Source organism: Polymorphospora sp. A560 (genome assembly GCF_045781765.1).
GTDB lineage: Bacteria > Actinomycetota > Actinomycetes > Mycobacteriales > Micromonosporaceae > Polymorphospora > Polymorphospora lycopeni.
Genome location: NZ_CP122282.1, coordinates 4,440,172 through 4,466,714, shown reverse-complemented (window position 1 = coordinate 4,466,714; position 26,543 = coordinate 4,440,172). Strand labels below are relative to the sequence as shown.

At 73.4% G+C, this 26,543-nt stretch carries 29 protein-coding genes; 12 read left to right on the top strand and 17 right to left on the bottom strand.

What is annotated here, in order from left to right; all coding sequences use genetic code 11:
• Window positions 1–7: 7 nt before the first annotated feature.
• The 4 genes from QCD66_RS19935 to QCD66_RS19920 are packed head-to-tail and all read right to left on the bottom strand — an operon-like array spanning window position 8 to window position 4,471.
• A complete protein-coding gene (locus tag QCD66_RS19935; protein WP_407566722.1) occupies window positions 8–2,062 on the bottom strand; it encodes a cytochrome c oxidase assembly protein in 2,055 nt (684 codons plus the stop codon).
• On the bottom strand, window positions 2,059–2,658 hold the full coding sequence (locus QCD66_RS19930; RefSeq protein WP_364206560.1) for a copper resistance CopC family protein: 600 nt from the start codon (window positions 2,656–2,658) through the stop codon (window positions 2,059–2,061). Before QCD66_RS19930 ends, QCD66_RS19935 begins: the two co-directional genes overlap by 4 nt.
• A gap of 19 nt (window positions 2,659–2,677) precedes the next feature.
• Window positions 2,678–3,895, bottom strand: a complete 1,218-nt coding sequence (locus QCD66_RS19925) for a Dyp-type peroxidase (protein ID WP_407566721.1) — start codon at window positions 3,893–3,895, stop codon at window positions 2,678–2,680.
• Window positions 3,896–4,471 carry a copper chaperone PCu(A)C gene (locus QCD66_RS19920; protein ID WP_375736672.1) on the bottom strand — a complete coding sequence of 192 codons (576 nt, stop codon included), beginning with the start codon at window positions 4,469–4,471 and terminating at the stop codon, window positions 3,896–3,898.
• Between the two features lie 190 nt (window positions 4,472–4,661).
• On the opposite strand from QCD66_RS19920, the gene QCD66_RS19915 reads away from it, so the two are divergent.
• From QCD66_RS19915 to QCD66_RS19895, 5 genes are all read left to right on the top strand, one after another.
• Window positions 4,662–5,204 carry a carboxymuconolactone decarboxylase family protein gene (locus QCD66_RS19915; RefSeq protein WP_357540178.1) on the top strand — a complete coding sequence of 181 codons (543 nt, stop codon included), beginning with the start codon at window positions 4,662–4,664 and terminating at the stop codon, window positions 5,202–5,204.
• 188 nt (window positions 5,205–5,392) lie between these two features.
• A complete protein-coding gene (locus QCD66_RS19910; RefSeq protein WP_375736671.1) occupies window positions 5,393–5,551 on the top strand; it encodes a hypothetical protein in 159 nt (52 codons plus the stop codon).
• Complete coding sequence (locus QCD66_RS19905; RefSeq protein WP_364206552.1) at window positions 5,551–7,077, top strand: N-acetylmuramoyl-L-alanine amidase; 1,527 nt, start codon at window positions 5,551–5,553, stop codon at window positions 7,075–7,077. Before QCD66_RS19910 ends, QCD66_RS19905 begins: the two co-directional genes overlap by 1 nt.
• A gap of 268 nt (window positions 7,078–7,345) precedes the next feature.
• Window positions 7,346–8,371 (top strand): TerC/Alx family metal homeostasis membrane protein, encoded by a 1,026-nt coding sequence (locus QCD66_RS19900; RefSeq protein ID WP_364206550.1) that lies wholly within the window; start codon window positions 7,346–7,348, stop codon window positions 8,369–8,371.
• A gap of 73 nt (window positions 8,372–8,444) precedes the next feature.
• Window positions 8,445–8,756, top strand: a complete 312-nt coding sequence (locus tag QCD66_RS19895) for a hypothetical protein (RefSeq protein WP_364206548.1) — start codon at window positions 8,445–8,447, stop codon at window positions 8,754–8,756.
• Between the two features lie 42 nt (window positions 8,757–8,798).
• On the opposite strand, the gene QCD66_RS19890 is transcribed toward QCD66_RS19895, so the two are convergent.
• Window positions 8,799–9,446, bottom strand: a complete 648-nt coding sequence (locus QCD66_RS19890; RefSeq protein WP_375736669.1) for a hypothetical protein — start codon at window positions 9,444–9,446, stop codon at window positions 8,799–8,801.
• A 269-nt stretch (window positions 9,447–9,715) separates the two neighbouring features.
• Here QCD66_RS19890 and QCD66_RS19885 point away from each other — a divergent pair, with 269 nt between their 5' ends.
• From QCD66_RS19885 to QCD66_RS19860, 6 genes are all read left to right on the top strand, one after another.
• Window positions 9,716–9,841, top strand: a complete 126-nt coding sequence (locus QCD66_RS19885; RefSeq protein ID WP_375736668.1) for a hypothetical protein — start codon at window positions 9,716–9,718, stop codon at window positions 9,839–9,841.
• Window positions 9,842–10,056: 215 nt separating this feature from the next.
• The gene (locus QCD66_RS19880) at window positions 10,057–10,755 is read left to right on the top strand and encodes a GPP34 family phosphoprotein (RefSeq protein WP_357540193.1); all 699 of its coding nucleotides are present in this window, start codon (window positions 10,057–10,059) and stop codon (window positions 10,753–10,755) included.
• A 22-nt stretch (window positions 10,756–10,777) separates the two neighbouring features.
• Complete coding sequence (locus tag QCD66_RS19875; RefSeq protein ID WP_375736667.1) at window positions 10,778–12,286, top strand: APC family permease; 1,509 nt, start codon at window positions 10,778–10,780, stop codon at window positions 12,284–12,286.
• Window positions 12,287–12,326: 40 nt separating this feature from the next.
• The gene (locus QCD66_RS19870; protein ID WP_357540197.1) at window positions 12,327–12,938 is read left to right on the top strand and encodes a GNAT family N-acetyltransferase; all 612 of its coding nucleotides are present in this window, start codon (window positions 12,327–12,329) and stop codon (window positions 12,936–12,938) included.
• Complete coding sequence (locus QCD66_RS19865) at window positions 12,935–13,513, top strand: helix-turn-helix domain-containing protein (RefSeq protein ID WP_375736666.1); 579 nt, start codon at window positions 12,935–12,937, stop codon at window positions 13,511–13,513. Before QCD66_RS19870 ends, QCD66_RS19865 begins: the two co-directional genes overlap by 4 nt.
• Window positions 13,514–13,549: 36 nt before the next feature.
• Window positions 13,550–14,137 (top strand): GNAT family N-acetyltransferase, encoded by a 588-nt coding sequence (locus tag QCD66_RS19860; protein ID WP_375736665.1) that lies wholly within the window; start codon window positions 13,550–13,552, stop codon window positions 14,135–14,137.
• Window positions 14,138–14,274: 137 nt separating this feature from the next.
• Here the strand turns inward: QCD66_RS19860 and QCD66_RS19855 are convergent, their stop codons facing one another.
• The 9 genes from QCD66_RS19855 to QCD66_RS19815 all read right to left on the bottom strand — a co-directional run bounded on the left by QCD66_RS19855 (window position 14,275) and on the right by QCD66_RS19815 (window position 22,035).
• A complete protein-coding gene (locus tag QCD66_RS19855) occupies window positions 14,275–14,802 on the bottom strand; it encodes an NAD(P)H-dependent oxidoreductase (protein WP_357540203.1) in 528 nt (175 codons plus the stop codon).
• Window positions 14,803–14,953: 151 nt separating this feature from the next.
• Window positions 14,954–16,135, bottom strand: coding sequence for a carbohydrate-binding protein (locus QCD66_RS19850; protein ID WP_375736664.1), 1,182 nt, complete (start codon window positions 16,133–16,135; stop codon window positions 14,954–14,956).
• A gap of 78 nt (window positions 16,136–16,213) precedes the next feature.
• Window positions 16,214–17,110 (bottom strand): carbohydrate ABC transporter permease, encoded by an 897-nt coding sequence (locus tag QCD66_RS19845; protein ID WP_364206534.1) that lies wholly within the window; start codon window positions 17,108–17,110, stop codon window positions 16,214–16,216.
• Window positions 17,107–18,033, bottom strand: coding sequence for a sugar ABC transporter permease (locus QCD66_RS19840; RefSeq protein ID WP_364206532.1), 927 nt, complete (start codon window positions 18,031–18,033; stop codon window positions 17,107–17,109). Before QCD66_RS19840 ends, QCD66_RS19845 begins: the two co-directional genes overlap by 4 nt.
• Before the next feature lie 6 nt (window positions 18,034–18,039).
• A complete protein-coding gene (gene ngcE / locus QCD66_RS19835; protein ID WP_375736663.1) occupies window positions 18,040–19,461 on the bottom strand; it encodes an N-acetylglucosamine/diacetylchitobiose ABC transporter substrate-binding protein in 1,422 nt (473 codons plus the stop codon).
• A gap of 264 nt (window positions 19,462–19,725) precedes the next feature.
• Window positions 19,726–20,478: a sugar isomerase domain-containing protein gene (locus tag QCD66_RS19830; RefSeq protein WP_375736718.1), complete on the bottom strand. Its 753-nt coding sequence runs from the start codon at window positions 20,476–20,478 to the stop codon at window positions 19,726–19,728.
• The gene (locus QCD66_RS19825; protein WP_364206526.1) at window positions 20,478–21,389 is read right to left on the bottom strand and encodes a MurR/RpiR family transcriptional regulator; all 912 of its coding nucleotides are present in this window, start codon (window positions 21,387–21,389) and stop codon (window positions 20,478–20,480) included. Before QCD66_RS19825 ends, QCD66_RS19830 begins: the two co-directional genes overlap by 1 nt.
• Window positions 21,390–21,493: 104 nt before the next feature.
• Window positions 21,494–21,820, bottom strand: a complete 327-nt coding sequence (locus tag QCD66_RS19820; RefSeq protein WP_375736719.1) for a dihydrofolate reductase family protein — start codon at window positions 21,818–21,820, stop codon at window positions 21,494–21,496.
• Window positions 21,784–22,035: a hypothetical protein gene (locus QCD66_RS19815; RefSeq protein WP_375736720.1), complete on the bottom strand. Its 252-nt coding sequence runs from the start codon at window positions 22,033–22,035 to the stop codon at window positions 21,784–21,786. The genes QCD66_RS19820 and QCD66_RS19815 overlap by 37 nt, the downstream gene beginning before the upstream one ends.
• 90 nt (window positions 22,036–22,125) lie before the next feature.
• On the opposite strand from QCD66_RS19815, the gene QCD66_RS19810 reads away from it, so the two are divergent.
• The gene (locus QCD66_RS19810; protein ID WP_375736721.1) at window positions 22,126–22,623 is read left to right on the top strand and encodes a winged helix-turn-helix transcriptional regulator; all 498 of its coding nucleotides are present in this window, start codon (window positions 22,126–22,128) and stop codon (window positions 22,621–22,623) included.
• A 129-nt stretch (window positions 22,624–22,752) separates the two neighbouring features.
• Here the strand turns inward: QCD66_RS19810 and QCD66_RS19805 are convergent, their stop codons facing one another.
• From QCD66_RS19805 to QCD66_RS19795, 3 genes are read right to left on the bottom strand one after another with little or no spacing between them, the layout of a single operon-like run.
• Window positions 22,753–24,069: an MFS transporter gene (locus tag QCD66_RS19805; RefSeq protein WP_407566720.1), complete on the bottom strand. Its 1,317-nt coding sequence runs from the start codon at window positions 24,067–24,069 to the stop codon at window positions 22,753–22,755.
• Entirely contained in the window at window positions 24,066–24,671 is a 606-nt protein-coding gene (locus QCD66_RS19800) for a helix-turn-helix domain-containing protein (RefSeq protein WP_364206518.1), read from the bottom strand. The genes QCD66_RS19805 and QCD66_RS19800 overlap by 4 nt, the downstream gene beginning before the upstream one ends.
• A 59-nt stretch (window positions 24,672–24,730) precedes the next feature.
• A complete protein-coding gene (locus tag QCD66_RS19795) occupies window positions 24,731–26,500 on the bottom strand; it encodes a glycoside hydrolase family 3 protein (protein ID WP_407566719.1) in 1,770 nt (589 codons plus the stop codon).
• Window positions 26,501–26,543: the final 43 nt, after the last annotated feature.

The following is a 26,543-nucleotide window of genomic DNA, read 5'->3' as shown; positions in this document are numbered from 1 at the left end:
TCGTACGTCAGGCCGGGCGGTCGGGGTCGCGCCCGGACCGGCGGGCCAGTTCGGCCAGCATCCGGTTGTAGGCGGCGTGCGCGTCGTCGACCCCTTCGGCCTCGGCCCGGTCGGCGGCCCGGTCGACGCGGCGCTGTTCCCGTTCGTCGGCGCGGATCCACTGCCGCAGCAGGGCCAGGATGACCAGCAGCGCCGGCACCTCGCCGAACGACCACGCGATGCCGCCGGCGGTGTGCTGGTCGTCGAGCGGTGACGGCCCCCACGGCCGGGGCAGTGCGGTGAACCACTCCGGGGCCAGCAGCGTGGTCGACTGCATGATCGCGACGCCGAGGAAGGCGTGCAGCACCATGCTGATCAGCACCAGCAGCATCCGCAGGGGAGGGGTCGGGCGGGGCCGGGGAGTGGGGTCGACGCCGATCGCGATCCAGAAGAAGAGATAGCCGGCCGCGAGGAAGTGCCCGACCATGAACAGGTGCATGGCGTGCGAGCGCAGCGCCAGGTCGAACAGGCCGGTGAAGTACATGACGTACATGCTGAAGACGTAGATCGGCAGGGCGACCAGCGGATGTGACACGGTCACCGCCCACCGGGAGTGCATCACCGACACCAGCCACTCGCGGGGGCCGGGCCACGCCGGGTCGGCCGACGGGGGCAGGGCCCGCAGCGCGAGGGTGACCGGGCCGGCCAGCACCAGCAGGATCGGGGCGACCATGGTCAGCAGCAGGTGCTGGGTCATGTGCATGGAGAACAGCACCGGGGCGTAGCGGGCGAGCCCGCTGGAGGTGGCCGCGACGATCACCGCGCAGCCGGCGAGGAACGCGGCCGTGCGGGCCGCCGGCCAGGCGTCGCCGCGGCGGTGCAGCCGCCACACCCCGGCGACGTAGAGGCCGGCGGCGGCAGCGGCGAAGGTGATGAAGAGCGGGTCGGGCAGCCACTGGCCGACCAGCCGGCCGGCGGTCATCTCGGGCGGCATCGGGAAGCCGAGCAGGGCGGTGGCGAGGTCCTCCTCCGGCACGTCGCCGGTCGGGGCGGGGGTGCGGCCGAGCGCGACCGCGGCGCCCATCGCCGCGCCGAAGAGCAGCACCTCGACGAGCGCGACCCGGGCGAAGGTCCGCCGGTCGCCGCGCCGCAGCGCGGGCAGCGCCGCCCGGCGCTGCCACCAGCCGGCGGCGACGAGGCCGAGCAGCAGCAGCGTCTTGAGCACGACGATCTGCCCGTACCGGGTGCCGAAGAGGTCACCGGGTCCGGCGAGGCGTACCCCGGCGGAGAGCAGGCCGGACAGTGCGACGGCGGTGACGCACCAGGCGGCCAGCGGCGAGAAGCGGCGTACGGCGACCGGCAGGTCCGCCGACCGGGACCGGCCGGACAGGGCGAGGGCGAGCAGCCCGCCGGCCCACAGGGTGACCGGCACCACGTGCAGCAGCAGGGCGGAGACCGCGAGCTGGTGATCGCTGGCCGCGGCGGCGTGCCCGGTGAAGACCGGCGGCACCACGGCGAGTACTGCGACGGCCAGCGCGACGGCGGCGCCGGCCGGTCGCAGGCTGGTCCGGCCGAGCACGAAGACGGTGCCGGCCAGCGCGGCCGAGACGGCGAGCGCCTTGCCGAGGTCGACCGAGGTGGCGAAGTTGAACAGCGAGGTCGTCGACACCGCCCGGGACACGGGCTGCCCGAGCAGGTCGGACAGGGTGAAGCAGAGACCGGCGACCGTGCACAGGCACCAGGCCAGCGCGGTCCAGCCGGCCAGCCGCAGCCGCCGGTAGCCGATCGCGGACAGCCCGCCGTCGGAGCGGGGGGACAGCACGACGGCGGCGAGCAGCAGGCCGATCGTGGCGACGGCCGAGACCTGTGTGCCGAGCCGGGCGACCGGCAGTCCCCAGGCGGTCAGCGGGCCGGGGTACGGCAGCCCCGGCAGTGCCTCGTCGACGACCGCACCGCCGTACCGCAGCAGGATCAGCAGCGCGGCCAGGGCCGCCGCCCCGCCGGCCAGCACGGTCGGCCAGCGCCGCCCGCCGGCCGGTGGCGCGGCGACCTCCGGTCGGGGCGGGGCGAGCTCGGTGGTCACGGACGGGCCCGCCGCGCCCGCCAGACGCCCGCCGCCACCACGGCGACGACGAGGGCCAGCCCGGCGCCGGCCAGCGCGAGGAGGGTGCCGGAACCGCCGCCGTCGTCGACGACCGACGCCGCGTCGACCGGGGCGTCCGTCGCCGGCGCCGAGACGGCGTCGGTCGCGTCGGCGGCCGGTTCCGGGCCGGCGACGGTGAACGGGTACGACCCCTGCACGGGGTGTCCGTCGAGCGAGACGACCCGGTACGCGACCGTGTAGGCGCCGCCGGCCAGCGGCGCGGCGAACGTGACCGCGCCCCGGTTGCCGGTGATCTCCGGCTGGCCGTCGGACACGGTCATACCGGCGGCGTCGGTCACCACGATCGCGGTGTACCGCGGGTTGAGCGGCTCGACGAACTCCAGCACGACCTGTTCCGGCGAGGTGTCGAGCGTGCTCTGCGGCGCCGGCTCGGCCGTCGTGAGCTGGTTGTGCGCCCACGCGGGCGCGGCCGGCAGCGCGGCGGTGGCGATCACGGCCAGGGCGGTCGCGGCCAGCGCGGCGAGGACGCGCGCCAGCACGGTGCGGCGCGGCCCGCGGTACGGGTGGGTGGTCATCGGAACTCCATTCACGGCTTCAGCCGAGCAGTTGCCGGCCGATCCAGCCGCCTTCGTCGCAGCCCGGCGGGATCGCGAAGACCGCCGACCCGATCGGGGTGGTCCACTCGTTGAGCAGGTCCGACTCGGCGAGCCGCTGCTGCACGGGAAGAAACTGCCGCGCGACATCCGCCTGGTATGCGGCAAATATCATACCGCTGTCGGCCTGGCCAGCGGCGTCGGGTTGCCCGTCGTAGTTGTACGGCCGGCGCAGCATCCGCGTCCCCTCGTCGGCCACGTGTGCCCGTGCGACGTGCGAGAACTCCGGGATGACGGTGAAGCCGGTCGGGTCGGTGGCGGTGAAGTCGGGTGCGTCGTGCTCGGCCGTACCGGTCAGCGGGGCACCGGTGTCGAGCCGGCGCCCGACCGCGAACTCCTTGTCGGCGCGCCCGAGCAGGTCCCAGGTCTCCAGCTCCAGCCGGATCCGGCGGATCACCACGGTGGTGCCGCCACGGAACCAGTCCGGCCCGTCGGTCGCCCAGACCGCCCGGTCGAACCCGGCGTCGCCGGGCGCCGGGTTGGTGGTGCCGTCGAGCTGGCCGAGCAGGTTGCGTTGGGTACGGCCGGCCGGTTCGACGCCGTGCCCGCGGCGGAAGCCGAGCTGGGTCCAGCGCGGCGTGCCGAAGGCGCGGGTGTCCTTGACCAGCATCCGCTGGGCGTGCGCGACCGTGACCGGGTCGTCGGCGCAGAGCTGGATCAGCAGGTCGCCGCCGGACCAGCGGTCCTCCAGCCGGTCGATCGGGTACGCCGGCAGCGGGGCGACCGACGGCGGCCGCAGCCCGTCGAGCCCGGCCGCCCGGAACAGCCCCGGCCCGAACCCGAAGGTGACGGTCAGCCGGGCCGGGAGGACGGCGAGTTCGGGCTCGGTGTCGGCCAGCGCCGGCCGGCCCTGGGTGAGCCGTACGGCGTCGTCGGTCAGCAGCCGCATGAGCCGGCCGAGCGCCGCCCGGTCGGTGCCCGGGTGCAGGTCGAACGCGAGGAAGCTGGCGTGTGCCTGCGGGCTGGTGGCGACCCCCGCCTGGTGCGGGCCGTGGAACGGCTCGACGGCCGTACCGGGGTCGGCGGGAAGCGGCGGGGCGGGTGCCGGTGCGCCGCGGGCGGCGGCGGTGACGGTGGCGCCGGCCACCGCGCCAGCCGGCGGCGAGGCGCCGCCGGCGAGCAGGTGCCGCCGGCTGACCGGCGCGGAGAAGGTGCCCATCTAGCCGGCGTGCCCGCTGGGGCTCGGGGTGCCGCCGTGGCCGGGGTCGTAACTCTCCTGCGCCCCGGCGAACGGCTTGGCCAGGGCGGTGAACGCGACCGTCCGGCCGTCGGCCAGGGTGAGGGTGATGTCGACCTCGTCGCCGGCGCGGACCGGCCGGCCGAGCGCCATCAGCATCAGGTGGTCGCCGCCGGGTTCGAGGACGTGACTGCCGCCGGCCGGCACGGTGAACCCGTCCGGCTTGGCCCGCATGACCATCTCGCCGTCCCGCATCGCCATCTCGTGCAGTTCCATCGGCGAGACCGGCGAGGTGGCGCCGGTCACGGTCACCGGCGTGGCCGACTCGTTGACCAGTGTGGCGAAGGCCGAGGTCATGCCGCTGTCGGCGACCTTGACCCAGGGATCGCGCACGGTCAGCGCGGCCGCCGCCGTGGGCGTGGCCGACGGTTCGGGGTCGCCGGCCGTCGCGTCGTCGGTGCCGCAGGCGGCGACGGCCAGCAGGGCGAGTACGGCGATACCGGTGCCCAGCCGGCTCGCCGGTCCCGGCCGCCGGGTGGGTACGGGGATGCGCGCCATCGTTTCTCCAAACTGTGTGTGCACTGGTGGTCGGCCGGCGGCGGCGGCTGGTTCCGGCGGGCCGGAAAGTCAAGGCGTGACGCGCGAGACTCCATCGTGGATGATCGATGGTGGCTCCTCGTGGCCGTACCGGATCGGCCCGGGCGTGTCGGTCACGCCCGTTCGCGGGGGCCGGACCGGGAGGGTGCGTGTGGCACACATCGACCTTGGCGTGGACGAGCGGAGCTACCCCGGGATCAGCGGACCGATGCGATACCGCCCGGAGACCGCGAAGCCCCTCAACGATCTCGTGAACGTGCTGCTGCGCGGCGAGCACCCGTTGACCCCGGGGGAGCGGGAGCTGATCGCGGCGTACGTCTCCGGGCTCAACGAGTGCGAGTTCTGCTGCTCCTCGCACTCGGCGTTCGCCGCGGTGCAACTCGACGAGGGGATGGCCCTGGTCGACCAGGTCCGCGCCGACCTGGACTCGGCGCCGGTCAGCGAGAAGCTGCGGGCGCTGCTGCGCATCGCCGGCGCGGTGCAGGAGAGCGGCCGGAAGGTGACCGCCGACCTGGTGGCGGCGGCTCGCGCGGAGGGCGCGACCGACCTGGAGATCCACGACACGGTGCTGATCGCGGCGGCGTTCTGCATGTTCAACCGCTACGTCGACGGCCTGGGCACGGAGCCGGCCGCCGATCCGGCCGCCTACCTGCGGACCGCGGAGCGGATCGCCGAGTTCGGCTACAGCTCCTGACCTCGATCGAAGTACACCCATGCAGGTACTTGTCTAATTGACCAACATCATTGGAGGATATTTTCGCCCGGCCAACCCGGCTCCGGGTGCCGCGACGACGCGGCGGTGGTCGGCGGCGTGCGGGGATCCCGCCGGTGTGCCGGACAGCCGGCCGTGCGGGCGGCAGCGTGCCCACCTGAAGGAGCACCATGGACACTGCCCGCACCATCCGGCTGCCGCGCCGCATCCTGCTCGGCGCGTCGGCCCTGATCGCCGCGACCGCCGCCGCCGTCGGCCTGACCGGCCGGCCGGCGCAGGCCCGCCCCCGCGCCGTGGAGTGCGTCGCCGACCTGATCGAGACAGCCTGATGGCCACCGTCCCCTGGCTCGCCGACGTGCTGCGCGGGGCCGGCGTCCAGGTCGTCGAACACGGCGACTGGCGGGCCCGGATGCGCCCCGGCGCCTTCGACCCGATCGGGGTGCTGTGGCACCACACCGCCGCCACCTCCAGCCCCACCAACCCGCACCCGGCGCTCAACATCTGCATCAACGGCCGGCCCGACCTCGCCGGCCCGCTGTGCCACGCGCTGGTCGACCACCACGGCGTCTTCCACCTGATCTCCGCCGGCCGGGCCAACCACGCCGGTGCGAGCCGGGGCAGCGGCCCCATCCCGGCCGGCGACGGCAACACCCTCATGATCGGCTGGGAGATCGACTACAACGGGGTCAACCAGCAGATGACCCCCGCGCAGTACAACGCCTCGGTCGCGGCCACCGCCGCCGTACTGCGCCGGCTCGGGCGCGACGCCAGCCACGCCCGCGGCCACCGGGAGACGAGCACCACCGGGAAGATCGACCCTTCGTTCATCAACCTCGACACGATGCGCGCCGACGTCGCCGCGCGGATGGCCGGCGGTGGCGCCGCCCCGGTCGCCGGCCAGGCCTACCTCTACGGCGACCAGCAGCACTTCGTCGCGGTCGGCACCGGCGGGGCGCTGGTCAACCTCTCCTGGTCGCCGTCGACCGGCATCATCCGGCCGGAGTGGGGCGGCGCCGCACTGACCGGCAAGCCGGTCGGCTACGTACACAACGGGCAGCAGCACGTCTTCGCCCGCGGCACCGACAACACGCTGCGACACTGGTGGCAGAGCGGCGGCGGGGCGCCGGGACGCGACAACTGGGGCGCCGTCGGCCGGGTGATGTCCAACCCCACCGGCTTCGCGTACGGCAACCAGCAGCACGTCTTCTACCGCAACCCCGACGGGCTGCTGGAGCACAAGTTCTTCGACCTGGTCAGCGGCCAGGTCAGCGGCGGGGTGTGGGCCGGGGGACCGTTCGTCGGCAACCCGTACGCGTTCGTGCACAAGGACCAGCAGCACATCTTCGCCCGCAACGCCGCCGGCGGCCTCGTCCACTGGTTCTGGTGGCCCGGCATCAACCCGAGCAGCGACAACTGGGGCATCACCTCGGGCATCGCCTCCGACGTCACCGGGTTCTCCACCCCGACCCAGCACCACATCTTCTACCGCAACACCGGCGGTGCGCTGCAGCACCGCTTCTTCGACGACCCGTCCGGCACCCTCAACGGCGGGGTGTGGGCCGGTGGCACCTTCGCCGGCAACCCGCACGCGTTCGTCCACCGCGACCAGCAGCACATCTTCGGCCGGCGGGCCAACGGCGACCTGGCGCACTGGTTCTGGTGGCCGGGCATCAACCCGAGCAGCGACGACTGGGGCGCCCGGGGCGTGGTCGCCGGCGACCCGGCCGGCCTGACCACCGGCGGCGGCCACCACGTGTTCTACCGGACCAACAACGGCACCCTCGAACACCGGGTCTTCCACGACGCCGCGGGCCACCTCGCCACCGACAACTGGGGCGGCTCGCTCGCCGCCTGAACCCCCGTACACCCGTCGGGTCCGGCGCCCGCCGAGCCGGGCGCCGGGCCGGATCGGCCGGCGTGCCTCTTCTGACGGTGCGAGGGGTTTCACGAGAGATAACCGGACTCAAGCCTGCTTGTCCGGATATGGTGCCCACCGTCGTGCCACGAGGAATTCCCAGCTTGAGCACGTACCGTGGGTTTGGTGATCAACTTTGCGAGTGATGTCGCCTTTCGGCATGGCGTCCGCCCAACCGGGGTAGTGCGCGTCGCGGGAGGTAGGCCAGATGCTTGAGATCAGTACCGGGGTGTGGCTGCTCACGATCGGCGTGATCGTGGGGCTGCTCGCCCTCGACCTGGCGGTCGCCGCGGCGAAACCGCACGCGGTCGGGTTCCGCGAGGCGACCGCCTGGTCGGTGTTCTACATCGCCGTCGCGATCGTCTTCGGCCTGGTGTTCATGAGCCAGGCCGGCACCGACTTCGGCGTCGAGTACTTCGCCGGTTACCTGGTCGAGAAGAGCCTGTCGGTCGACAACCTCTTCGTCTTCGTCATCATCATGACCACGTTCGCCGTGCCGGCCGAGCACCAGCACAAGGTGCTGACCTTCGGCATCATCATGGCGCTGATCCTGCGGGCGATCTTCATCGTGGTCGGCGCCACCCTGCTGAACCTCTTCACGTTCATGTTCCTGCTCTTCGGGCTGCTGTTGATCTGGACCGCGATCCAGCTCTTCCGGCACCGGGACGAGGACCCCGACGTGCAGGAGAATGGCCTGGTCAAGCTGACCCGCCGGGTGCTGCCGGTGACCACCGACTACGTCGGCGGCCGGCTGACCGTACGGCACCAGGGCCGGCGGATGGTCACCCCGCTGTTCATCGTGCTGATCGCCATCGGCAGCTCCGACCTGCTCTTCGCCCTCGACTCCATCCCGGCGGTCTTCGGGGTGACCGAGCAGGCGTACATCGTCTTCACCGCCAACGCCTTCGCGCTGCTCGGCCTGCGGGCGCTGTTCTTCCTGGTCAAGGGCCTGCTCGACCGGCTGGTCTACCTCTCCACCGGGCTGTCGGTGGTGCTGGCCTTCATCGGCGTGAAGCTGGTGCTGCACTGGGGGCACACCGTCTGGGACTGGGTGCCGCAGATCGAGACCGTGTTCTCGCTCGGCGTCATCGTGGTGGTCCTCGCCGTCACGACCATCGCCAGCCTGGTCAAGACCCGGCGTGACCCGTCGGCCAAGGCCCATCCGGGCGCGCTGCGCGTGACGAAGACGCCGCCGCAGGAGGGGGCGGAGGAGGAGCCGCGACCGCCACGGTAGCCATCGAAGTTCGTGCTTGTCTCATGGTCATTTTCTTCCTAAGGTGAATATCCTTCTGAAGAAAGGTGCCACGATGAGAGCAAGCACGGTACTGACCAGAATCGCCACCGTCGCACTGCTGTCGGCCGCCGCCGCGGTGCTACCCGCCGCGGCGGCCCAGGCGGCGCCCACCGGCTGCAGCACGTACGCCAACCTGGGGACCGGCTACGCGTCCTGCACCGGCGGGACCGGCGAGGTCCGCGTGGTGATCCACTGCGTCAGCGTCTGGGGCGACGAGACCGTACGCAGCGGACCCTTCGTCCCGGTGGGCCAGACCTCGTCCGTGTCCTGCCCGTCGTCGACCTGGTCCCTGCAACCCGACCCCTGGTACGTCACCCGGGGCTGACGCCTCCGGTCCGGGCCCCCGCCACCGGCGCGGGCCCGGACCTCAGTTCCGCGGGCAGGTCGCCGCCAGCCGGCAGGCGACCTCGTCGGCGACCCGCCGGTGCAGGTCGGCGAGTTCGGCGTCGGTCAGCCCGCCGAGATCACCCGACGGCGCCCCGCCACCCGGGGCACCGGCGTCGCCGTACGCGCCACCGGGCCCGCGGCCGTCCCGGTCGGCGGCACTGCCGCAGCGGATCTCCGAACCGTCCGCCCGCTGCAGGCACGTCGCCCGCTCCCCGGAGAGGTCACCGGTGCCGGACGCCCGGTAGAGGATGTTCTGCCCGGTGCCCAGGGTGGCCGCCCAACCGTCGCCGCCGGTCGGCACCACCTCGTAGACGTTGATGTTCACCCAGTTCGGAATGTCCTGGTAGTCGGCCTTGATCCGGTCGACGATCGCGCCCGGCGACACCCACACCGGATCGAGCCGGTGCACCGTGACCGGTGCCAGCCCCAGCCCGGAGTGCCGCGCCGGCACCACCGACACCACCGAGATCGCGGTCGCCGAACCCCGCCCGGTCATCGGGGTCACGTAGACCGGCCGCCGGTCGGCCACCGTCGCCAGGGTGAACTCGGAGTCGTTGCCGGCATTGGCCTGGTCGTCGGGGACCTGCCAACCGACCCGCCCGAAGAACCAGTCGGCGAACGAACCCATCGCCCCGGTCGACTCGCGTTGCCAACCGGCGATGCTCAGCGGATAGGACGGGCACCCACCGGCGCTCCGAGGAGATCTGCCGGCCGAGGTTGTGACCGAACCATCCCGCGACCCGGCGCGCGGCCCGGTCCCGGTCGAACTGGCACTTCTGGTCGGTCGCGCCCCGCCCCTGCAACGGGATCTGCTGGGTGAACGCCACCTCGTAGCCGGCGAGCCAGCCGCGCCGGTTCACCAGGGTCGCGAACCGGTCCTCGCCCGGCAGGTAGCTGGTGCCGGCGATCTCGCCGGTGGTGTCACCGAGGTTCGGCCGGGCCTGCGCCACCCCCACCTGGTACGGCGCCCGTGCCGTCACCGCCGGCAGCGCGCCGTCGACCACCTGGACGCCGGCCAGGTAGGTCCGGTCCTGCTCGTAGAACGTGTGCAGCATCCACCAGGCACCGCCGGTCAGGCCGAGCAGTCCGGCCAGCAGCGCGACCCCGGCGCCGTGCCGTGGCGCCCGGGCACCAACGAAACACCCCCTGGATCGCCTACTTCTTCGGTCTGCCGCCCACGCCCGCCAACGGACAGGGTGGACGCACCGTGCGCGACCGGCGACCTCGACGGGGGAACGATGGGAAGCTCCGACGCCCGGCCGCCCCGGGCTGCCCGGCACCCGGCCGGCCGGGAAACCGACGACGTACGCCACCCGCTCGCCGACGACCTCTTCCGGCTGGCCCACCATCACCTGCTCGGCCGGCCCCTGCTGCACCCCCGGGCCACCACCTACGGACTGGCCTCGGCCCTGCTGGCCGAACTGCTCTACACCGGCCGGATCACCGTCCACCACGGCGACGTGTACGTCGTCAGCACCGAACCACCCGCCGACGGCCTCACCCACACCGTCCTCGACCAGCTCGCCGCCGAACGCGGCGCCCACCCGGTCGGCAACTGGCTGGCATACCTGTCGGTCGCCGTCGTGGACCGGGTCGCCGGCCGGCTGCACCGGGCCGGCCACCTCCGGCGGGAGACGTCCCGGTTCCGCATGTCCCGGACCGTCATGTGGGTGCCGGTCGAACCGACCACCGCCGGCTGGCCGTCCGCCCGGCTCGCGATGGCGCTGCGCGGCGCCCGCCCGCTCGCCCCCGCCGACCAGGGCCTGGCCGCGCTGGCCTGGGCCACCGGCCTCGACCGCCAGGTCCTCGACGGCGCCCCCGCCCGGGCCCGCGACAACCTGCGCGCACTGCTCGACCACGGCTGGCCGCCGATGGCCGAACTGGCCCGCCTCACCCACGCGGCGATCGGCCGCTCGGTGGCCGCGTACCGCATCTGACCCTTCCACCCCTGGAGCACACATGCCGACGAGGGCAGCCCCGCACAGCCCGGTCACCCAGGCCCTGGCCCGCAACCGGCTCGGCGTACCGGCCGTGACCGCGTTCGTACTGGCCGCCGCCGCCCCACTGACCGTGGTCGCCGGCTCGGCCGGCACCGGGTTCGCGGTCACCGGCTTCGTCGGGGTGCCGGTCGTCTACCTGACCGTCGGCGTGCTGCTCGCCGTCTTCTCCGCCGGCTACGTCGCCATGGCCCGGCACGTCCGGCAGGCCGGTGGCTTCTACGCCTACGTCACCCTCGGCCTCGGCCGGGTCCCCGGCGTCGGCGCCGCACTGGTCACCCAGCTCGGCTACAACTGCCTGCAGATCAGCCTGTACGGCGCGTTCGGTGCCGTCGCCGCCGATCTCGCCGCCACCCGGGGCTGGTACCTGCCGTGGTGGCTGTGCGCCGCCGCCGGCTGGATCCTCGTCGCCGTACTCGGGCTGCGGTCCGTCCGGGTCAACGGCCGCGTCCTCGCCACGCTGCTGCTGCTCGAACTCGCCGTGGTGGTGGTCTTCGACATCGTCATGCTCGCCCACCCGGCCGCCGGCGGCGTCACCCTCACCGCGCTGTCCCCGGCCCGGCTCGCCGACCCCGCCGCGGTCGCGATCCTGGTCGGTGGCCTCGCCGGATTCGTCGGATACGAGGCCACCGTCGTCTTCGCCGAGGAGGTCCGCGACCCGCGCCGCACCGTGGCCCTGGCCACCTACCTCGCGCTCGGCCTCATCGCCGGCCTGTACGCCCTGTCCACCTGGGCGATGACGGTCGCCGCCGGCCCGGCGGACGTCGTCGCCGCGGCCCGCGCCCACGACGCCGACCTGTTCTTCGTCCTCGCCGCACCGCACCTGCCGGCGGCCCTCGTCGACCTCGGCCGGCTGCTGCTGTTGACCAGTCTGTTCGCGGCCCTGCTCGCCTTCCACAACATGGTCGCCCGGTACGCGTTCTCGCTCGCCCGTGAGGGCCTGCTGCCCGCCGTACTGGGCCGCACCGGGCGGCTCACCGGGGCGCCGGTCTACGGCTCGCTGCTGCAGAGCGGCCTGGCCCCGACCGCCCTCGGGACCTTCGCCGGCGCCGGCCTCGACCCGATCCGCCACGTGTTCTTCACCGGCGGCGTCACCGGCGGGCTCGGCGTGCTCGTCCTGATGGCCGCCACCAGTTTCGCGGTGCTCGGCTACTTCGCCCGCGACCGGCGCGGCGAGCCCGCCTGGCGCCGCGTCACCGCACCGGCGGTCGCCGCCGTGACACTCACCGCCGTCCTGGTCGTCACCGTGGCCGGCTTCGGCGCGTTGCTCGATCTGCCGGGGGACTCGCCGCTGCGGTGGCTACTCCCCGCCGGATACGCGGTGGCGGCCGTGGCCGGTGCCGGCTGGGCGCTGATCTTGCGGGCCACCCGACCACGGGTGTACGCCGCGATCGGGCTCGGCCCGGACAGCGTCACCGCCGTGCCGGCCACCCCGTCCGGCGTGTCCCGGTCCAGCCCTGTCCACGCCTGAACCGCCCCGAGCCCGACCGACCCAGCGAGGAGCCGTACCGATGCGACACCCACCCACGGCCGTGACCGTGCGGACCGCCACCACCGCGGACATCGGTCCGCTCGCCGTCACCCTCGTCGACGCCTTCCTCGACGGCCCGGACGGCGTCTGGCTGATCCCCGACCCCGTCGAGCGGCGGGCCGTCTACGAACGCTTCTGCGCCGGCCTGATCGGCGAGGTGCTGCGGCACGGCGCGGTGCTGACCACCGACGACCACAGCGCGATCGCGATCTGGCAGTCGTACGTCGGCGGACCACCCGACCTGAGCGGCTACGACCGCGTCGTCACCACCGCCTGCGGCCCGTACGCCGACCGGTTCCGGCGGCTCGACGCGGTGTTCGCCGACCACCACCCCACCACCCCGCACCACTACCTCGCCTATCTCGGCGTGGCGCCCACCCGGCAACGGGCCGGCCTCGGCGGTGCCCTGCTGGCCTGGCGCAACACGCTGCTCGACCGGGCCGGGGTCGCCGCCTACCTGGTCGCGACCAGCCCCGGCGCCCGTGACCTCTACCTGCGCCACGGCTACCGGCCCTGTGCCGCCCCGTTCCACCTGCCCGACGGCGGGCCACCGATGTGGCCGATGTGGCGCAACCCCGGCGGGCTGCGATGACCGTGTCGACCGACGACGCGGTCGCCGACACCCGCCGGGCGCTGGGCCGGCGGCTCGCCGCCGCCCGCCGGTGGATCGGGATCACCCAGGTCGAGCTGGCCCGGCGGCTCGCCTACAGCCGCAGTTCGGTGGCGAACGCCGAGATCGGCCGGGCGTTGCCGGAGCGGACCTTCTGGGGGTACGCCGACCGGGTGCTCGGCACCGGCGACGAGTTCGTACGCGCCTACGACGCCCACCGGGAACTGGTGCTCGCCCAGCTCCGGCAGTCGTGCCCCGACCCGCCACCGGCTCCCGCCCCGGCACCCCCGGCCGTTTCGCCGGCCCGCCCCCGGCCGGCCGTCCCGCCGGGGTCGCCTCCGGTGGCGGCCCCACCGGAGCCGGTCCGGTCGGACGGTGTGCACCGGCCCGCCGTCCGTGGTGGCGCCCCGGACGAGTCCGGATGGCGCGGTACGGGCGGGACCGGGCCGGTCGAGGCAGGGCCCGTCGAGCTGGTCTGGGGCGGCTACCTGATTCCCGCACCCGACGGTGACCACCGGTCGCCGCAGCGCCCGGCGGCCCGGGTGCCGGGCGGCTGACCTGCGAAGGGCGCCCGCCGGACGTAGCATCGGCTGATGCCGGACGAGAAGGTCGAGGTCCACCCGGCGACCGCCGATCGGTGGGACGACGTGGCGACCCTGCTCGGCGCGGGGCAGACGAAGCAGCACTGCTGGTGCACCTATTTCCGGATGTCCTCGGGCGCCTATTCCCGCGGCTCGGACGAGGAACGGGAGCGGTTGCTGCGCGACCTGACCGGCCGGCGGCCGGCGCCCGGGCTGATCGCGTACGCGGGCGGCGAGCCGGTCGGCTGGATCGGGCTCGGACCCCGCGCCGACCTGGAACGGCTCAACCGCTCGCGGACGATCCCGAAGATCGACGATCGTCCGGTGTGGTCGGTGGTGTGTTTCCTCGTCCGTCCCGGTCACCGCCGTCGGGGGATCGCCCACACCCTGCTGGCGGCGGCCGTCGACCGGGCCCGTGCCGAGGGGGCCTGCGGGTTGGAGGGGTATCCGGCCGATCCGGACGGCGGCCGGCTGGACAACACGTTCGCCTACTTCGGCACCCTCGGCCTGTTCGAGGCGGCCGGCTTCCGGCGGGTCCGGCCGACCGCGTCCCGCGCCAGCGGCCGTACCCGCTGGGTGGTCCGCCTGGACCTACCCTGAACCCACCCGTAGTCGCACCGACCGCAGCCGCCGGCACCACCTCCGCGATCAAGGGGATGTGTCACGCAAATCGGGCACCCGAGGGGACGACTTCCCCTTGATCGCGCCCCAAGGGCCGGCCCCGGCCCGGGGCGGGGTCAGGCCAGGTACGGGGTGTGGGTGCGGGCTTCGCGTAGGGCGTTGGCCCACCAGGTGAGCCGGTTCAGGAGCACGTCGGCGGCGTCGACCGAGGCCCGGTCGACCGGCTGCCCCTGTGGGTCGAAGCACTGCTGGATCCGGTGGAAGCTGACCGTGTCGCGCACCGTCATCGCGTGCAGTTCGGCGAAGACGCCGCGCAGGTGTTCGACGGCGCGCAGGCCCCCGGAGATCCCGCCGTACGACACGAACGCGACCGGCTTGGCGTGCCACTCCTTGTAGTGCGCGTCGATGGCCTCCTTCAGCGGCCCCGGGTAGCTGTGGTTGTACTCGGGGGTGACGACCACGAAGCCGTCGGCGGCGGCGAGGGTCGCGCTCACCGGTTGGGGATCGGCCAGGTCCACGATCTCGACGTGCAGGTCGGGACGTCGGGCGGCGTGACCGGTGAACCAGTTCGCCACGATCGGCCCGAAGCGGCCGTTGCGGGTGCTGCCGACGATCACCGAGATGCGCAGGGGAGGCATGGTCATTCCGGAGGCCCTTCAGATTCGCCGTGAGCAGGTGCTTCGAGGCTAAAACTGAAACCAAGCTTGAGGTCAAGGTGCTCTTCGGCGACGGCCCTCCGCGCCGGTGCGCGGAGGGCCCGGGCCGGTGCGGAGGGCCCCGGTCGTGCGGTACGGGTCAGCAGCGGCCGATCTCACGCCACTGGGCGGTCAGTCCGGGCTCGGAACCCTGCGTCCACCAGTTCGCCTGCCACAGCCTGCCGTTGTGGCGTACCCGCTGGCCCTCGAGGTAGACGGTGCCCCAGTTCCAGGCCGGTACGCCGGCGCAGCCGACCGGGGGGTTCGTCGGTGTCCGGGTCGGCGTCGGCGAGACCGTCGGGGAGACGGTGGGCGACGGGGTGGGGGAGGAGGTCGGGCACGGCCCGCCGGTGCCGACCGTGTCGACGTGGCTGGTGCCGGCCGTGCGGTAGGCGTTGACCCGGTTCTTCGCCTCAACCGTGGTGATGGCCTGGTCGGCGATGAAGTAGAGGTAGTCGACCTGCTGGACGTAGGTGGCCAGGCCCGGGGTGCTGCGGCCGTTCAGGTCGATGAACCACAGGTTGAAGTTGATCGACATCGGGGTCTCGGGGTAGTAGCGGTCGCCGTGGTCGGCCACCAGTTGACCGTCCACATAGTATTTGACCCGGCCGTCCTTGACCGTGAAGACCAGGTCGTGCCAGCCGGCGTGGCTGGTCCGCTGGGCGGTGTGCGTGTTGTCGGCCACCCACGGCTCGTTCTGGTACGTCTCCCACGTCGTCTGGTAGAGGATCGGGCCCTGCTCACCCCAGCCGCCGTTCGGCAGGTACTCGAAGTCGATCTCCCCGTAGTTCGGGTCCATCGGCCGGTCCAGCGGGGTGATGGTGAAGAACGTCTCGACCAGCCGGTCGCCGTCCGGGCCGGACACCGGGGCGTCGGTGAACTTCACCCGCGAGGCGTACGTGCCCTCGTAGAACTTGCGCTGGTGGAAGAACTCGGCGTGGCTGGTGCCGGCGGCGGTGCCGTCGGTCTTCGCGGTCAGTTGCAGGACCTTCTGGCCGGCGTCGGTCGGGAACGAGATGTTCGACGCGGGCCAGGCGGCGCCGGGTACGCCGGGACCGCCGGCGTTGGTGCGGACGGTCCAGTTGCGGGCGGCGATCGCCGGGTCGGACGCCGACGAGTAGTTGAAGTCGTCGAACAGGATGCCGCAGGTGGCGGCGGTGCCCGGGGCGGCGGCCGGGGTGGTGCCGGCGGTCGCGGTGGCCGCGACCCCGGCGAGCGTGCCGGCGGTCAGCAGGGTGGCGGCCGCGGCGGCGACCGTGCGGACGGTGGGTCTCCGTGACATCGGAATCTCCTCACGGTGGGACAAAAGGGGTACGGGTGGCCGGACGGCTCCGGCCGGTCACCCGGGTGGCGCCGGGGATCAGCGGACCGCGCCGGCGGTCAGGCCGGTGCGGATCTGGCGCTGGAAGAGCACGTACGCGGCCAGGACCGGGACCATCGCGATGGTCAGCCCGGCGAACAGGCCGCTCCAGTCACTGCGGTAGCCCTGGCTGACCGACAGCGCGGCCAGGCCCTGCGCGAGCACGTACCGGTCGGGGTCGGGGTTGAGCACCAGCGGCAGCAGGTACTGGTTCCACAGCCCCAGGAAGTTGAAGATCGCGATGCTGACCAGCCCTGGGCGGGCCAGCGGCAGCATCACCCGGAAGAACACACCCCAGTGCGAGCAGCCGTCGAGGAAGGCGGCCTCGGCGACGGCGGACGGCAGTGTACGGAAGAACGAGTGCAGGAAGAAGACCGTGAACGGCAGGGCGTACGCGGTGTAGACCAGGATCAGCCCGTGGTAGGTGCCGAGCAGCCCGAGCTGCCTGACCACGAAGAACAGCGGAACCAGGGCCAGGAACACCGGGAAGAGCAGCCCGGCGACGAAGACCAGGTGGACGATCCGGTTGCCCGGGAACGGGTAGCGGGCCAGGGCGTACGAGATGGTGGCGCCGAGCAGCATGGTCAGGACCAGCGCACCGCCGACGACGATCGCGCTGTTGAGCAGGTAGTCGCCGATCGACGCCTGGTTCCAGGCCCGCGACCAGTTGTCGAGCCGGGGCGTGGCCGGCAGGCTCCACGGACTGGTCAGGATCTCCCGGTCGGTCTTCAGCGAGCTGACCACCGCCCACAGCAGCGGCAGGGTGACCACCGCCGCCCAGGCGAGCAGGAACAGGTGCGCCCCGCGCCCGCCGCCACCGCCGCGCGTGGCCCGCCGCCCCTGTGGCGCCGGCCCGGTCCACCGGTCCGGCCGCACCCTGTCGACGGTGGTCGTCATGACAACTCCACGGGTTCTCGCCGGCCGGCCCGCATGGTGACCACGGCCAGTGCCAGGGTGAGGAGGAACAGCGCGACGCCCATCGCGGCGGCGTAGCCGAACTTGCCGTAGGTGAACGCGTTGCGGTAGAGGCCGAGCCCGATCACCTCGGTCGAGCCGTCCGGCCCGCCCGGCCCGACCGTCATGATCTGTACGACGGCGAAGCCGTCGAGCGCGAGCACCCCGAGATAGACGAAGGCGACCTGTACGTTGTCGCGGACCAGCGGCAGGATCACCCGGCGCAGGGTGTCGAGCCGTCCGGCGCCGTCGAGCACGGCGGCCTCCAGCACGTCGCGGGGGATCGACTCCATGGCCGCCGAGAACAGCACCATGTAGAACCCGACCGACGACCAGACGAGCACCGCCATCACCGCCCACAGCGCCAGCCGGGGATCACCGAGCCAGGTACGCGCCAGCGCGTCCAGCCCGACCGCCCGCAGCACGCCGTTGAGCAGCCCCTCGTTGGGGTGGTATACGAACTGCCAGAGCACGGCGATGATCGGCAACGACAGCAGTTGCGGGAAGAAGTACGCCGTCTTGTAGAACTCGCCGCCGCGCACCGCCGACAGCATCGTGCTGCCGCCCCGGCCGCCGAAGTTGACCAGGGTGGCCAGCAGCAGGCCGAGCGCGATCGTCGCCGCCGGCACCACCAGCAGCATCAGGGCGTTGTTGCGCAACGCGGCCAGGAAGAGCGGGTCGGACAGCAGTTGCCGGAAGTTGGCCAGCCCCACGTAGTCGACCTGACCGGAGACCCCGGACCAGTCGGTGAGGGCGAGGTAGAACGCCTGCGCGTACGGCGACAGCACGAAGACCGCGTACAGCGCCAGGCCGGGCAGGATGGCCGCGGCGAGGAACCGGTGGCGACCGTGCCGGATGGCCGTCATCGCCGGCTACCGGGTGTATTTGGTGACGGTGGTGTCCCGGGCGAGCGTGTCGGCGGCCCGCTGGATCCGGTCCGACCACTGCGCCGGGGTGGCCCGACCCGTCACGAGTTCGCCGGTGGCGTCGTCGACCGCCTTGGCCAGCGGCGCGTACCAGGTCCGGAACCGGAAGGTGAAGGTGTGCGTGCCGGCGGCGGCGACCGCCTCCCGCACCGATGCGAGGCCGCTGCTGACGGTCAACCCGTCGGTGGCGCCGGCGACGGTCGGCAGGGTGCTGTTGAGTTCGGCGAACCGGCGCGCCGACCGTTGCGAGAACAGGATCCGCAGGTATTCCAGCCCGCCACGCGGGTTCTTCGCCCGGCTCGGCACCACGAACGACTCGCTGCTGGCCGCCTGGAGACCGGCGGCCGGCACCCGGTCACCGGTGCCGAGCGCGGGCACCGCGCCCATCACCATGTCGAAGCCGTCCGGGGTGACGCCCTTCTGTTCGGCCTCCAGCCACGACCCGCAGGGGATGATCGCGGCCTTGGACTGCGACCAGGCGGCCTGCGCCTCGGTGTGCGACAGCGCCTCCGAACCGGACAGCAGGTAGCCCCTGGCGGCCAGCTCGTGCAGGGCGGTGGCGGCGTCGACCAGCTCCGGCCGCTTCCACGCGCCCGGTTCGAGGTTGTCGACCGCCTTCAGCAGGTCGGGGCCGCCGGCCTTGGCCGCCATCGACAGCAGCGGGTCGTTGATGTACTCCGGGTACTTGCCCTGGTAGGTCCAGGGGGCGAGGCCGGCGGCCTTGATCTGCCCGCACAGTGCCAGCATCGCGTCCCACGTCGCCGGCCAGGTCCAGCCGTGCCGCTCGAACAACGGCTTCGAGTACCACAGGCCCCAGACGGTGTAGGTGAAGTTGAGCGCGTAGACCTTGCCGTCGAAGGTGCCGTCCCCGGTCACGCCGGGCAGCAGCGTGTCCCGTACGGTGCGGGCCGGGTCGTCCAGCGTCGGGGCGTCGAGCAGTTCGGCGAGGTCGGTGAGCTTGCCGGCGGCGACCAGGGTGGCCAGGTCGAGGCGGCCGGCGCCGGTGTTGTCGACCACGTCCGGCGGGGTGTCGGCGACGAACCGGGGCTGCAGCGCCTCGCCGACCTTCTGGATTCCCTTGTGGTCGATGGTCGCGCCGGGGTGCCGTTCCTTGTAGACGGTGCCGGCGTCGATGGCGTACTGGTCGCCGTACCCGCCCTTGAAGATCACCACCTCCAGCGGGGTCGAGTCGGGTACGCCGAGCGGGTTGCCGGCGTCGCGGGCACCGGTCGGTGCCGGGGCGGCGGGTCCGCCGCCGCTGTTCGTGACGCAGCCGGCGAGGGCGGGGGTGGCCAGGGCGGCGGCACCCGCGGTGCGGACCAGGGTCCGCCGGGTCAGCCGGCGGCCGGGGGACGGGGAGGCGGTCATGGGGGTGCCTCGACTTTCTTCGGTCGGGCGGCGCGGGGCGCCGGGGCGAGCCGGCGCGGGGACGCCGGTCTGGGTACGGCGCGCGGGCGCGCCGGGGTGCGGCACGCCGGCGCCGACTCCGGCCCGGCGCGGGACGCCGATCGGGTCGCGGCGCGCGGGCGCCGGTTCGGGTGCGGCGCGGGCGCCGCCTTGTGTACGGCGCGGGGGCGCCGTTTCTGGTACGGCGCGTAGGCGCCGGTGGAGGTGCGGCGCGGGCGGCGCCGGTCAGGCGGTACGCCGGATGCGTCCGGCGTACCGGGCTTCCAGTTCGTGGTTGTGCGTGTCCCCGCCGGGCACGTTCGCCGACAGGTAGACCGGTGGCGTCTCGCCGGCGGCGAGCAGCCGGGCGACCACCTCGCAGACGATCTGCTGGGCCAGCAGCGCCCCGGTGATCGACGAGATCGCGCCGACGGCGCCGCCACCGGGTAGCGGCAGGGCCGCGTCGCCGTACGGGGCGCCGTTGTCGAGCACCACGTCGGCGATGTCGGCCAGCCGGCGGCCGGACGGGTGCCGGGAGGCGACCCTGGCGCTGTGGGAAAGCGAGGTGATCCCGATGACCCGGTGGCCCTGCTCCTTGAGCAGCAGGGCGAACTCGACGATGACGCCGTTGACGCCGGAGTTGGAGGTGACGACGAAGACGTCGTCGGGCTTGACCGGGGACAGTTCGTAGAGCCGGCGGGCCACGGCCGGGTCGCGTTCGAGCAGCGGGTCGTCGAGTACGGCCCGGTCGGCGCCGCCGTACAGCACCAGGTCGCGAAGGGCGATCCGGTTGGTCGGCACCAGTCCGCCGGCCCGGCCGGCGATCTCCATCGACAGTGCCTCGGAGTGCCCGCAGCCGAACGCCTGGAGCACCCCGCCGGCCCGCAGGCCCGCGGTGACCAGGTCGGCCGCCCGCCGTACGCCCTCGGTCTGGCCGGCGGCGACCCGGCCGATCGCCGCGGTGACCGCGTCGAGGTAACCGTGCGCGCTGATGCTCATCAGACCTCCGATCGGGGGCGCCGGCGGCCGGCGCGATTGGCTTCGTCGGGCAGGCGGTGGGCGTCGACCGCGCGGGCGGTCACCTCGAACGCCTCGGTGGTGCGCTGGTAGGTCCGCTGGGCCACCGCGACGTAGATGAGGTCGAGGACCAGCAGTTGGGAGTGCAGGGCGGAGAGCGCGGCGAACCGGAACGTGGTCTCCTGCACGGCGGTGGTCATCACCACGTCGGCGGTCTCGGCCAGCGGCGAGCGGGGGAACGAGGTGACCGCGACGGTGAGCGCGCCGTGGTCGGCGGCCTCGGCGAGCACTTCGATCACCTCGCGGGTACGGCCACTGTGCGACAGGCCGATCGCCACGTCGCCGGGGCCGAGCAGGGCCGCGTTGGTCAGCGCGGTGTGCGGGTCGGGCCGGTGCCAGCACGGCACCCGGATCCGTTCCAGCCGGAACGCCATCTCCCGGGCGGCGTTGCCGGAGCTGCCGAGGCCGAAGAGTTCGACCCGGGTGGCGGTGGCGACCGCCGACGCGACCCGGTCGACGGCCGCGAGGTCGACCTGGCCGGCGGTTTCCTGAATGGCCCGGGCGTCGGCGCTGGCGACGACGCCGAGCAGGTGGTCGAGCGGGTCGTCGGGGCCGATCTCCCGGTCGATGTCGGTGTCCCAGCGGGCCTGCGCCGCCCGGCCGGTCTCGGTGGCCACCGCGACCCGCAGTTCGGCGTAGCCGCGGTGGCCGAAGAGCCGGCAGAACCGGGTGACCGTGGCGGTGGAGGTACCGGCCCGTTCCGCCAGGTCGATGATCGTGGCGCGGGCCGTCTCCTCGGGGGCGATCAGGATCTGCTCGGCGACCCGTTGCAGGGCGACCGGCAGGGTCGGTAGCTCGGTGCGGATCCGGCCGAGCAGGCCACTGTCGGTCATCAGCATTCCTTTCACCAAACCTCGTTGGTGATGAAAAGTATGACCATCGACGGTGTTCTGTCAATACTGTTAACGATTGGCGGGGGTGGCCGGGGGTGCCGTGCTCAGTGGTGGACGCGGTACGTCAGGTGGGTGACCAGCGACGCCTGGCGGGCGGACACCTGCTCGAGCCGCAGTGGCGGCACCCCGTCGAAGAGCCGGTCGCCGTGCCCGAGCGTGACGGGTACGACGTGCAGCCGCAGCTCGTCGATCAGGCCGGCGGTCAGGTACTGGTTGACGGTCGCCGCGCCGCCGGCGATGGAGATCCGCCGGTCGCCGGCCGCCGCCCTGGCCTGTTCGAACGCGGCGTGGATGCCGTCGGTGACGAACGTGAAGGTGGTGCCGCCCTTCATCGTCAGCGGCTCGCGTGGCTGGTGGCCGAGCACGAACACCGGCGCGTGGTACGGCGGGGGCCGAACATGTTGCGGCCCATGATGTAGGCGCCGGCCCCGGTGACGGCGGCGATCTCGGTCGCGTTCTCGTCCGGGGTCTCGAACATCCAGGTGTGCAGGTCGACGCCGGTGCCGAACGGGTGTTCGCGGGACTGGTCGGGGCGGGACGAGAAACCGTCGAGGGAGATCGCGATGTCGGTCGTGACAGGAGACATGATCCACCTTCCAAACTGATTGCAGATTACAACCGGTTACGCTAGACGTGCCGGTTGTAGGATGCAAGCGGTTTGCGGGAAGGAGGCGCCGTGGAGGAGCACCGGTCGGGCTGCCCGATCAACCTGTCGCTGGAGGTCTTCGGCGACCGGTGGTCGCTGATCGTCATCCGCGACATCATGTTCGGCAACCGCCGGCACTTCCGCGAGCTGCTGACGAACAACAGCGAGGGCATCGCGTCGAACATCCTCGCCGACCGGCTGCACCGGCTCGTCGGTCTCGGGATGGTGTCGCGCGCGCCCGACCCGGGCCACAAACAGAAGATCGTCTACCGGCTCACCGAGCCGTCGATCCAGCTCGTCCCGGTGCTCGCCCAGCTCGGCGCGTGGGGCGTCCGGCACCTGCCGGTCAGCCCCGAACTGGCCGTACGCGCCCGGCTGCTCGCCGACGGCGGACCGTCGCTGTGGGACGACTTCATGGACGAGCTGCGCGAACTCCACCTGGGCATCCCACGGCCGGCGGGGGTGGAGCCGGTGTTCGACCGGCTCACCGCCGCCTACCAGGCCGAGCTGGCCCGCGCCGGCAACTGACTCCAGCTCGGTTGGCGGCCGGGGATGGTCGCTGTTCCGCTCCACAGCGAATTCGCTGTTGCTACGCCGAATTCGCTGTGGAGCGAAACAGCAGTACCCCGCCTGGCGACCGGCACGAGCGCCACCGTTTCACGAGACGTGTTCCGGGACGGGAGCCGGTCGGGCCGGGGCCGGGCGGGACATGTCCCGCCACGGGCCGCCGAGCAGCGGCGTCAGTGAGAGCAGCAGGTAACAGCAGCCGGCGACGACCAGGGTGGCGGTCGTACCGAAGGCGTTGACGGCCAGGCCGGCGCCGACCGAGCCGACCGGCATCGCCGCCCAGCAGCCGGCGCCGATGACGCCGTACACCCGGGCGCGCATCCCGGCCGGCACCCGCTCGAGCTCGATCGTCCCGATCATCGGGTTGATCGCGCCGGCGGCGAAGCCGGCGACGACGGTGACCGTGACCAGCGCGGGCAGCGGGAGCCCGGCGGCCAGGGCCAGGAACGGCGGGGCGCCGGCGATCAGGAAGGCGACCACGTACGTGGGCCGGCGCGGCAGCCGGTGGCCGATCGCGCCGAAGACCAGTGAGCCGGCCAGCGCGCCACCGCCCATCGCGCCGACCAGCAGGCCGAACGCGGTCGCCCCACCGAGTTCGCGGTCGGCGACGACGGGCAGCAGGACGGTGCTCTTCGCGGCGTCGAGAAGGTTGGTGAACAGCACCATCAGCACGATGAGGCGCAGCAGCGGCTCGCGGAGCAGGAACCGGACCCCGTCGGTGAACTCCCGCCAGTAACCCGCCGGGCGGGCGTCGGCACCCGGCCCGGCGTCGGCCGCCGGTTCCGTGGCCGGCCGCAGCCCGCGCGGTACGAGCACGGCGACCACGGCGGCGGAGACCGCGAACGTGACCGCGTCGATGGCGAGCACGGTCAGCGCGCCGAACGCCGCCACCAGCAGCCCGGCGACCGGGGCGCCGACGAGCCGGGCACCGCGGCTGGTCGCCTCGAGCATGGCGACGGCCCGCTCGACCGGCATGCCGGCCGCGGCGGCGGCCTCGGGCAGCAGCGCGATCCGGGCGGTGTGCCCGGGGGTGTCCAGCAGGCCGGTGGCGAAGACCAGCGCGAGCAGTGCCCAGAACGGCAGGCCGACCGTACGGTCGAGCAGCGGTACGGCGGCGATCGTCACGCCCGAGACGAGGTCGGCGGCGACGCTGGCCCGGCGGTAGCCGATCCGGTCGACCAGCACCCCGCCGAAGGCGCCGCCGATCACCATCGGTGCGGTGGCGAAGGCGCCGACGAGGCCGGTCGCCGCCGCCGACCCGGTCTCGGCGAGCACGTAGAGCGGCAGGGCGATGATGGTGAGCATGTTGCCGGTCAGTGACACCGCGTGGCCGATGACCAGGCCGAGCAGTGGGCCGTACCGCCGGTCGGGGGTCCGTTGCGCCGGGACGCGCGCGGCGGTCTTCATTCCGGCCGCCGGAACGCGTGGAACATCAGGGTGACCGCTTCGGTGCCGGCCCGACCGGCGGCGCCCCGGGCCTCCCACCGGTCGACGAGCGCCTTCAGGTCGGCCTGGAGTTCCGTCAGCTCGTCGCTGGTCAGGTGCAGCTGGGTGTCGCCGCTGGTGGCGCCGGCGACCCAGGCCGGGGCGAGGGTCGCCTCGGATTCGAGGTAGCGCTCCAGGACCTCGACATAGCGGCGCAGGACGGTGCGGCGCAACGAGTCCAGGGCGGCCCGGCGCTCCGGGTCGTCGAGGACCTCCACCGGCTTCCACGCGGTCCGCTCGTGGGTTGCCCGCCACCACCGTTCCCGCCGGTCGCGGGCGAGTTCCGGAACCTCCTCGACGAACCCGAACGACGCCAGCTTGCCGAGGTGGTAGCTGACCGAGCCGACCGCCTCGTCGACGATCTCGCTGAGCATGCCGACGGTCTGCGGGCCCCGGCCGCGCAGTTCGCCGAGGAGCCGCAGGCGGGTCGGGTGGGCCAGGGCACGCATGGCCCGCGGATCGGTCAGGTGCACGGTCCGGCCGTCGTCGGACGGCCCGCCGGCCTCCTCGCTGCGTTCGGTCATGCGGTTCACCGTAGACCCACAAGAAATGATGTACAAGAGATGACGTACAAGAAGTCTTGTCAATCTTGGTAGGTCAGGCCGTGGCCGAAGCGGAAGACCGGATCGGCGGTGTCGAAGGCGACGTCGGGCCGGCCGGCCCGGACCGCCGCCGACGAGCGGGGCAGGTCGAACGGCAGCCGCCCACCCGGCGCCGCCCGCCCGGCCAGCACGTCCGTCAGCGCCTCGTCGCACACCCCGAACGACACCGTCAGCGCCGCCACCCGCGCCGCCAGCCGGGACAGCACCGCCGGCCGGTCCAGGTAGACGTCGACGACCGTCGGTACGGTCTCGGCGATCGTCAGCACCCGCGCCATCTCCCCGGCGGCGAACTCCAGCGACCCGGCGTGGAAGAACGCCTCGAACTGCCCGGGCCGGTGGTCGTACGGTGCCTGCAGGCGAAGGAGCGCCACGTCGGCGTCGGCCAGCCGGTCCACCACCCGCCAGTCGCGGGCGACGACCTCGGGGGCCACCCCGTCGCACCAGACCCGCAGCCCGCGCCGCAACGGCAGACGCGCCGCCCGGTCCGGGGCCGCGTTCGACAACAGCGTCACGCAGGCCCGCTGGGCGGCCAGCCCCGCCGCCCGGAACCGCGCGCACCCGACGACGGCAGCCGCCCGGTCCGGGTCCACGTACGGCCGGTCGAAAAGCCCGAGGGTGAACTTCTCCCGCAACACCCGCCGCACCGACGCGTCCAGCCGGGCCACCCCGACCCGCCCCGCCCGCACCAGGTCGACGACCAGCCCCGGTACGGCCTCGCCACCGATCTGGTCGGCGCCGGCGTCGAGAACCCGGTGCGCCCGCCGCGCGGGGGAGAGGTGCTCAAGCCCCCAGGCCCGCGCCGGCCGGACCTGCCCCCGGAACACCGCCCCGGTCAGCACCCCCCAGTCGGTGCAGACGATGCCGCCGAAACCCATCCGCCGCCGCAGCAGCCCACCGACCACGTCCCGGTTGAAGCTGAACCCGACCTCTGCGTAGCCGGTCCCGCGCGGCATCCCGTAGCCGAGCATCACCTGCGAGCAGCCGGCGTCCAGCGCCGCCACGAACGGCCGCAGGTGGTCGGCGAACCGACCGCCGGGATAGACCTGCTCGCGGCCGTACCGGAAGTGCGGGTCCTCGCCGTCGTGGGCGGCACCGCCGCCGGGGAAGTGCTTCACCATCGCGGCGACCCCGTCCGGCCCGAGCGTCGGCCCCTGCAACCCGCCGACGTACGCCCGCACCAGCTCGGCGGCGAGCCCCGCGTCCTCGCCGAAGGTGCCGAGCGTACGCGGCCAGCGCGGTTCGGTCGCCAGGTCCGCCTGCGGGTGCAGGGCGACCCGGATGCCGACCGCGGCGTACTCCTGCCGGACCACGTCCGCCCACCCGCGTACCAGTGCCGCGTCCCGGGTCGCGGCCATCCCCAGCGGCTCCGGCCACACCGAGAACGCACCGGCCAGCGCGGCGGTGTTCGGGTTCGCCGAGTACGCGTGCCGGGGGTCGGACGACACCGTGACCGGTATGCCGAACGGGGTCGCGGCGGCCAGGTCCTGCAGCCCGTTGTGCCAGCGGGCCAGGTCGGCGGGCGCGGCCGTACCGAGCAGGTTGAAATGGTTCATCCGCCGGTCGCGCACCATCTCGGCGGCCGACAGCAGCCCGGCGTCCGGGTCGGCCGGGGCCAGCGAGCCACCCGGCCCGATCCCGACCATGGTGTGGAAGAGCAGCCCGGCCTTGTCCGGCAGCGTCATCCGGCGCAGCAGGTCCTCGACGCGCACCGCCACCGGCAGCCGCGCGTCCCGGTACGGCGGCCCGTCCACCACCGCCACCGTACCGGCGCACCCGGCCGCGGTCCCCCGTTTG

Excerpts from the sequence above, each read along its gene's own strand:
- QCD66_RS19875 (WP_375736667.1), top strand. The coding sequence starts at position 10,778 with ATGCCGACGAGGGCAGCCCCGCACAGCCCGGTCACCCAGGCCCTGGCC.
- QCD66_RS19860 (WP_375736665.1), top strand. The coding sequence starts at position 13,550 with ATGCCGGACGAGAAGGTCGAGGTCCACCCGGCGACCGCCGATCGGTGG.
- QCD66_RS19855 (WP_357540203.1), bottom strand. The coding sequence starts at position 14,802 with ATGACCATGCCTCCCCTGCGCATCTCGGTGATCGTCGGCAGCACCCGC.
- QCD66_RS19800 (WP_364206518.1), bottom strand. The coding sequence starts at position 24,671 with ATGACCGAACGCAGCGAGGAGGCCGGCGGGCCGTCCGACGACGGCCGG.
- QCD66_RS19890 (WP_375736669.1), bottom strand. The coding sequence starts at position 9,446 with ATGGGTTCGTTCGCCGACTGGTTCTTCGGGCGGGTCGGTTGGCAGGTC.
- QCD66_RS19920 (WP_375736672.1), bottom strand. The coding sequence starts at position 4,471 with ATGGCGCGCATCCCCGTACCCACCCGGCGGCCGGGACCGGCGAGCCGG.
- QCD66_RS19850 (WP_375736664.1), bottom strand. The coding sequence starts at position 16,135 with ATGTCACGGAGACCCACCGTCCGCACGGTCGCCGCCGCGGCCGCCACC.
- QCD66_RS19825 (WP_364206526.1), bottom strand. The coding sequence starts at position 21,389 with ATGACCGACAGTGGCCTGCTCGGCCGGATCCGCACCGAGCTACCGACC.
- QCD66_RS19830 (WP_375736718.1), bottom strand. The coding sequence starts at position 20,478 with ATGAGCATCAGCGCGCACGGTTACCTCGACGCGGTCACCGCGGCGATC.
- QCD66_RS19925 (WP_407566721.1), bottom strand. The coding sequence starts at position 3,895 with ATGGGCACCTTCTCCGCGCCGGTCAGCCGGCGGCACCTGCTCGCCGGC.
- QCD66_RS19910 (WP_375736671.1), top strand. The coding sequence starts at position 5,393 with ATGGACACTGCCCGCACCATCCGGCTGCCGCGCCGCATCCTGCTCGGC.
- QCD66_RS19900 (WP_364206550.1), top strand. The coding sequence starts at position 7,346 with ATGCTTGAGATCAGTACCGGGGTGTGGCTGCTCACGATCGGCGTGATC.
- QCD66_RS19815 (WP_375736720.1), bottom strand. The coding sequence starts at position 22,035 with ATGTCTCCTGTCACGACCGACATCGCGATCTCCCTCGACGGTTTCTCG.
- QCD66_RS19880 (WP_357540193.1), top strand. The coding sequence starts at position 10,057 with ATGGGAAGCTCCGACGCCCGGCCGCCCCGGGCTGCCCGGCACCCGGCC.
- QCD66_RS19870 (WP_357540197.1), top strand. The coding sequence starts at position 12,327 with ATGCGACACCCACCCACGGCCGTGACCGTGCGGACCGCCACCACCGCG.
- QCD66_RS19840 (WP_364206532.1), bottom strand. The coding sequence starts at position 18,033 with ATGACGGCCATCCGGCACGGTCGCCACCGGTTCCTCGCCGCGGCCATC.
- QCD66_RS19845 (WP_364206534.1), bottom strand. The coding sequence starts at position 17,110 with ATGACGACCACCGTCGACAGGGTGCGGCCGGACCGGTGGACCGGGCCG.
- ngcE (WP_375736663.1), bottom strand. The coding sequence starts at position 19,461 with ATGACCGCCTCCCCGTCCCCCGGCCGCCGGCTGACCCGGCGGACCCTG.
- QCD66_RS19930 (WP_364206560.1), bottom strand. The coding sequence starts at position 2,658 with ATGACCACCCACCCGTACCGCGGGCCGCGCCGCACCGTGCTGGCGCGC.
- QCD66_RS19865 (WP_375736666.1), top strand. The coding sequence starts at position 12,935 with ATGACCGTGTCGACCGACGACGCGGTCGCCGACACCCGCCGGGCGCTG.
- QCD66_RS19805 (WP_407566720.1), bottom strand. The coding sequence starts at position 24,069 with ATGAAGACCGCCGCGCGCGTCCCGGCGCAACGGACCCCCGACCGGCGG.
- QCD66_RS19895 (WP_364206548.1), top strand. The coding sequence starts at position 8,445 with ATGAGAGCAAGCACGGTACTGACCAGAATCGCCACCGTCGCACTGCTG.
- QCD66_RS19905 (WP_364206552.1), top strand. The coding sequence starts at position 5,551 with ATGGCCACCGTCCCCTGGCTCGCCGACGTGCTGCGCGGGGCCGGCGTC.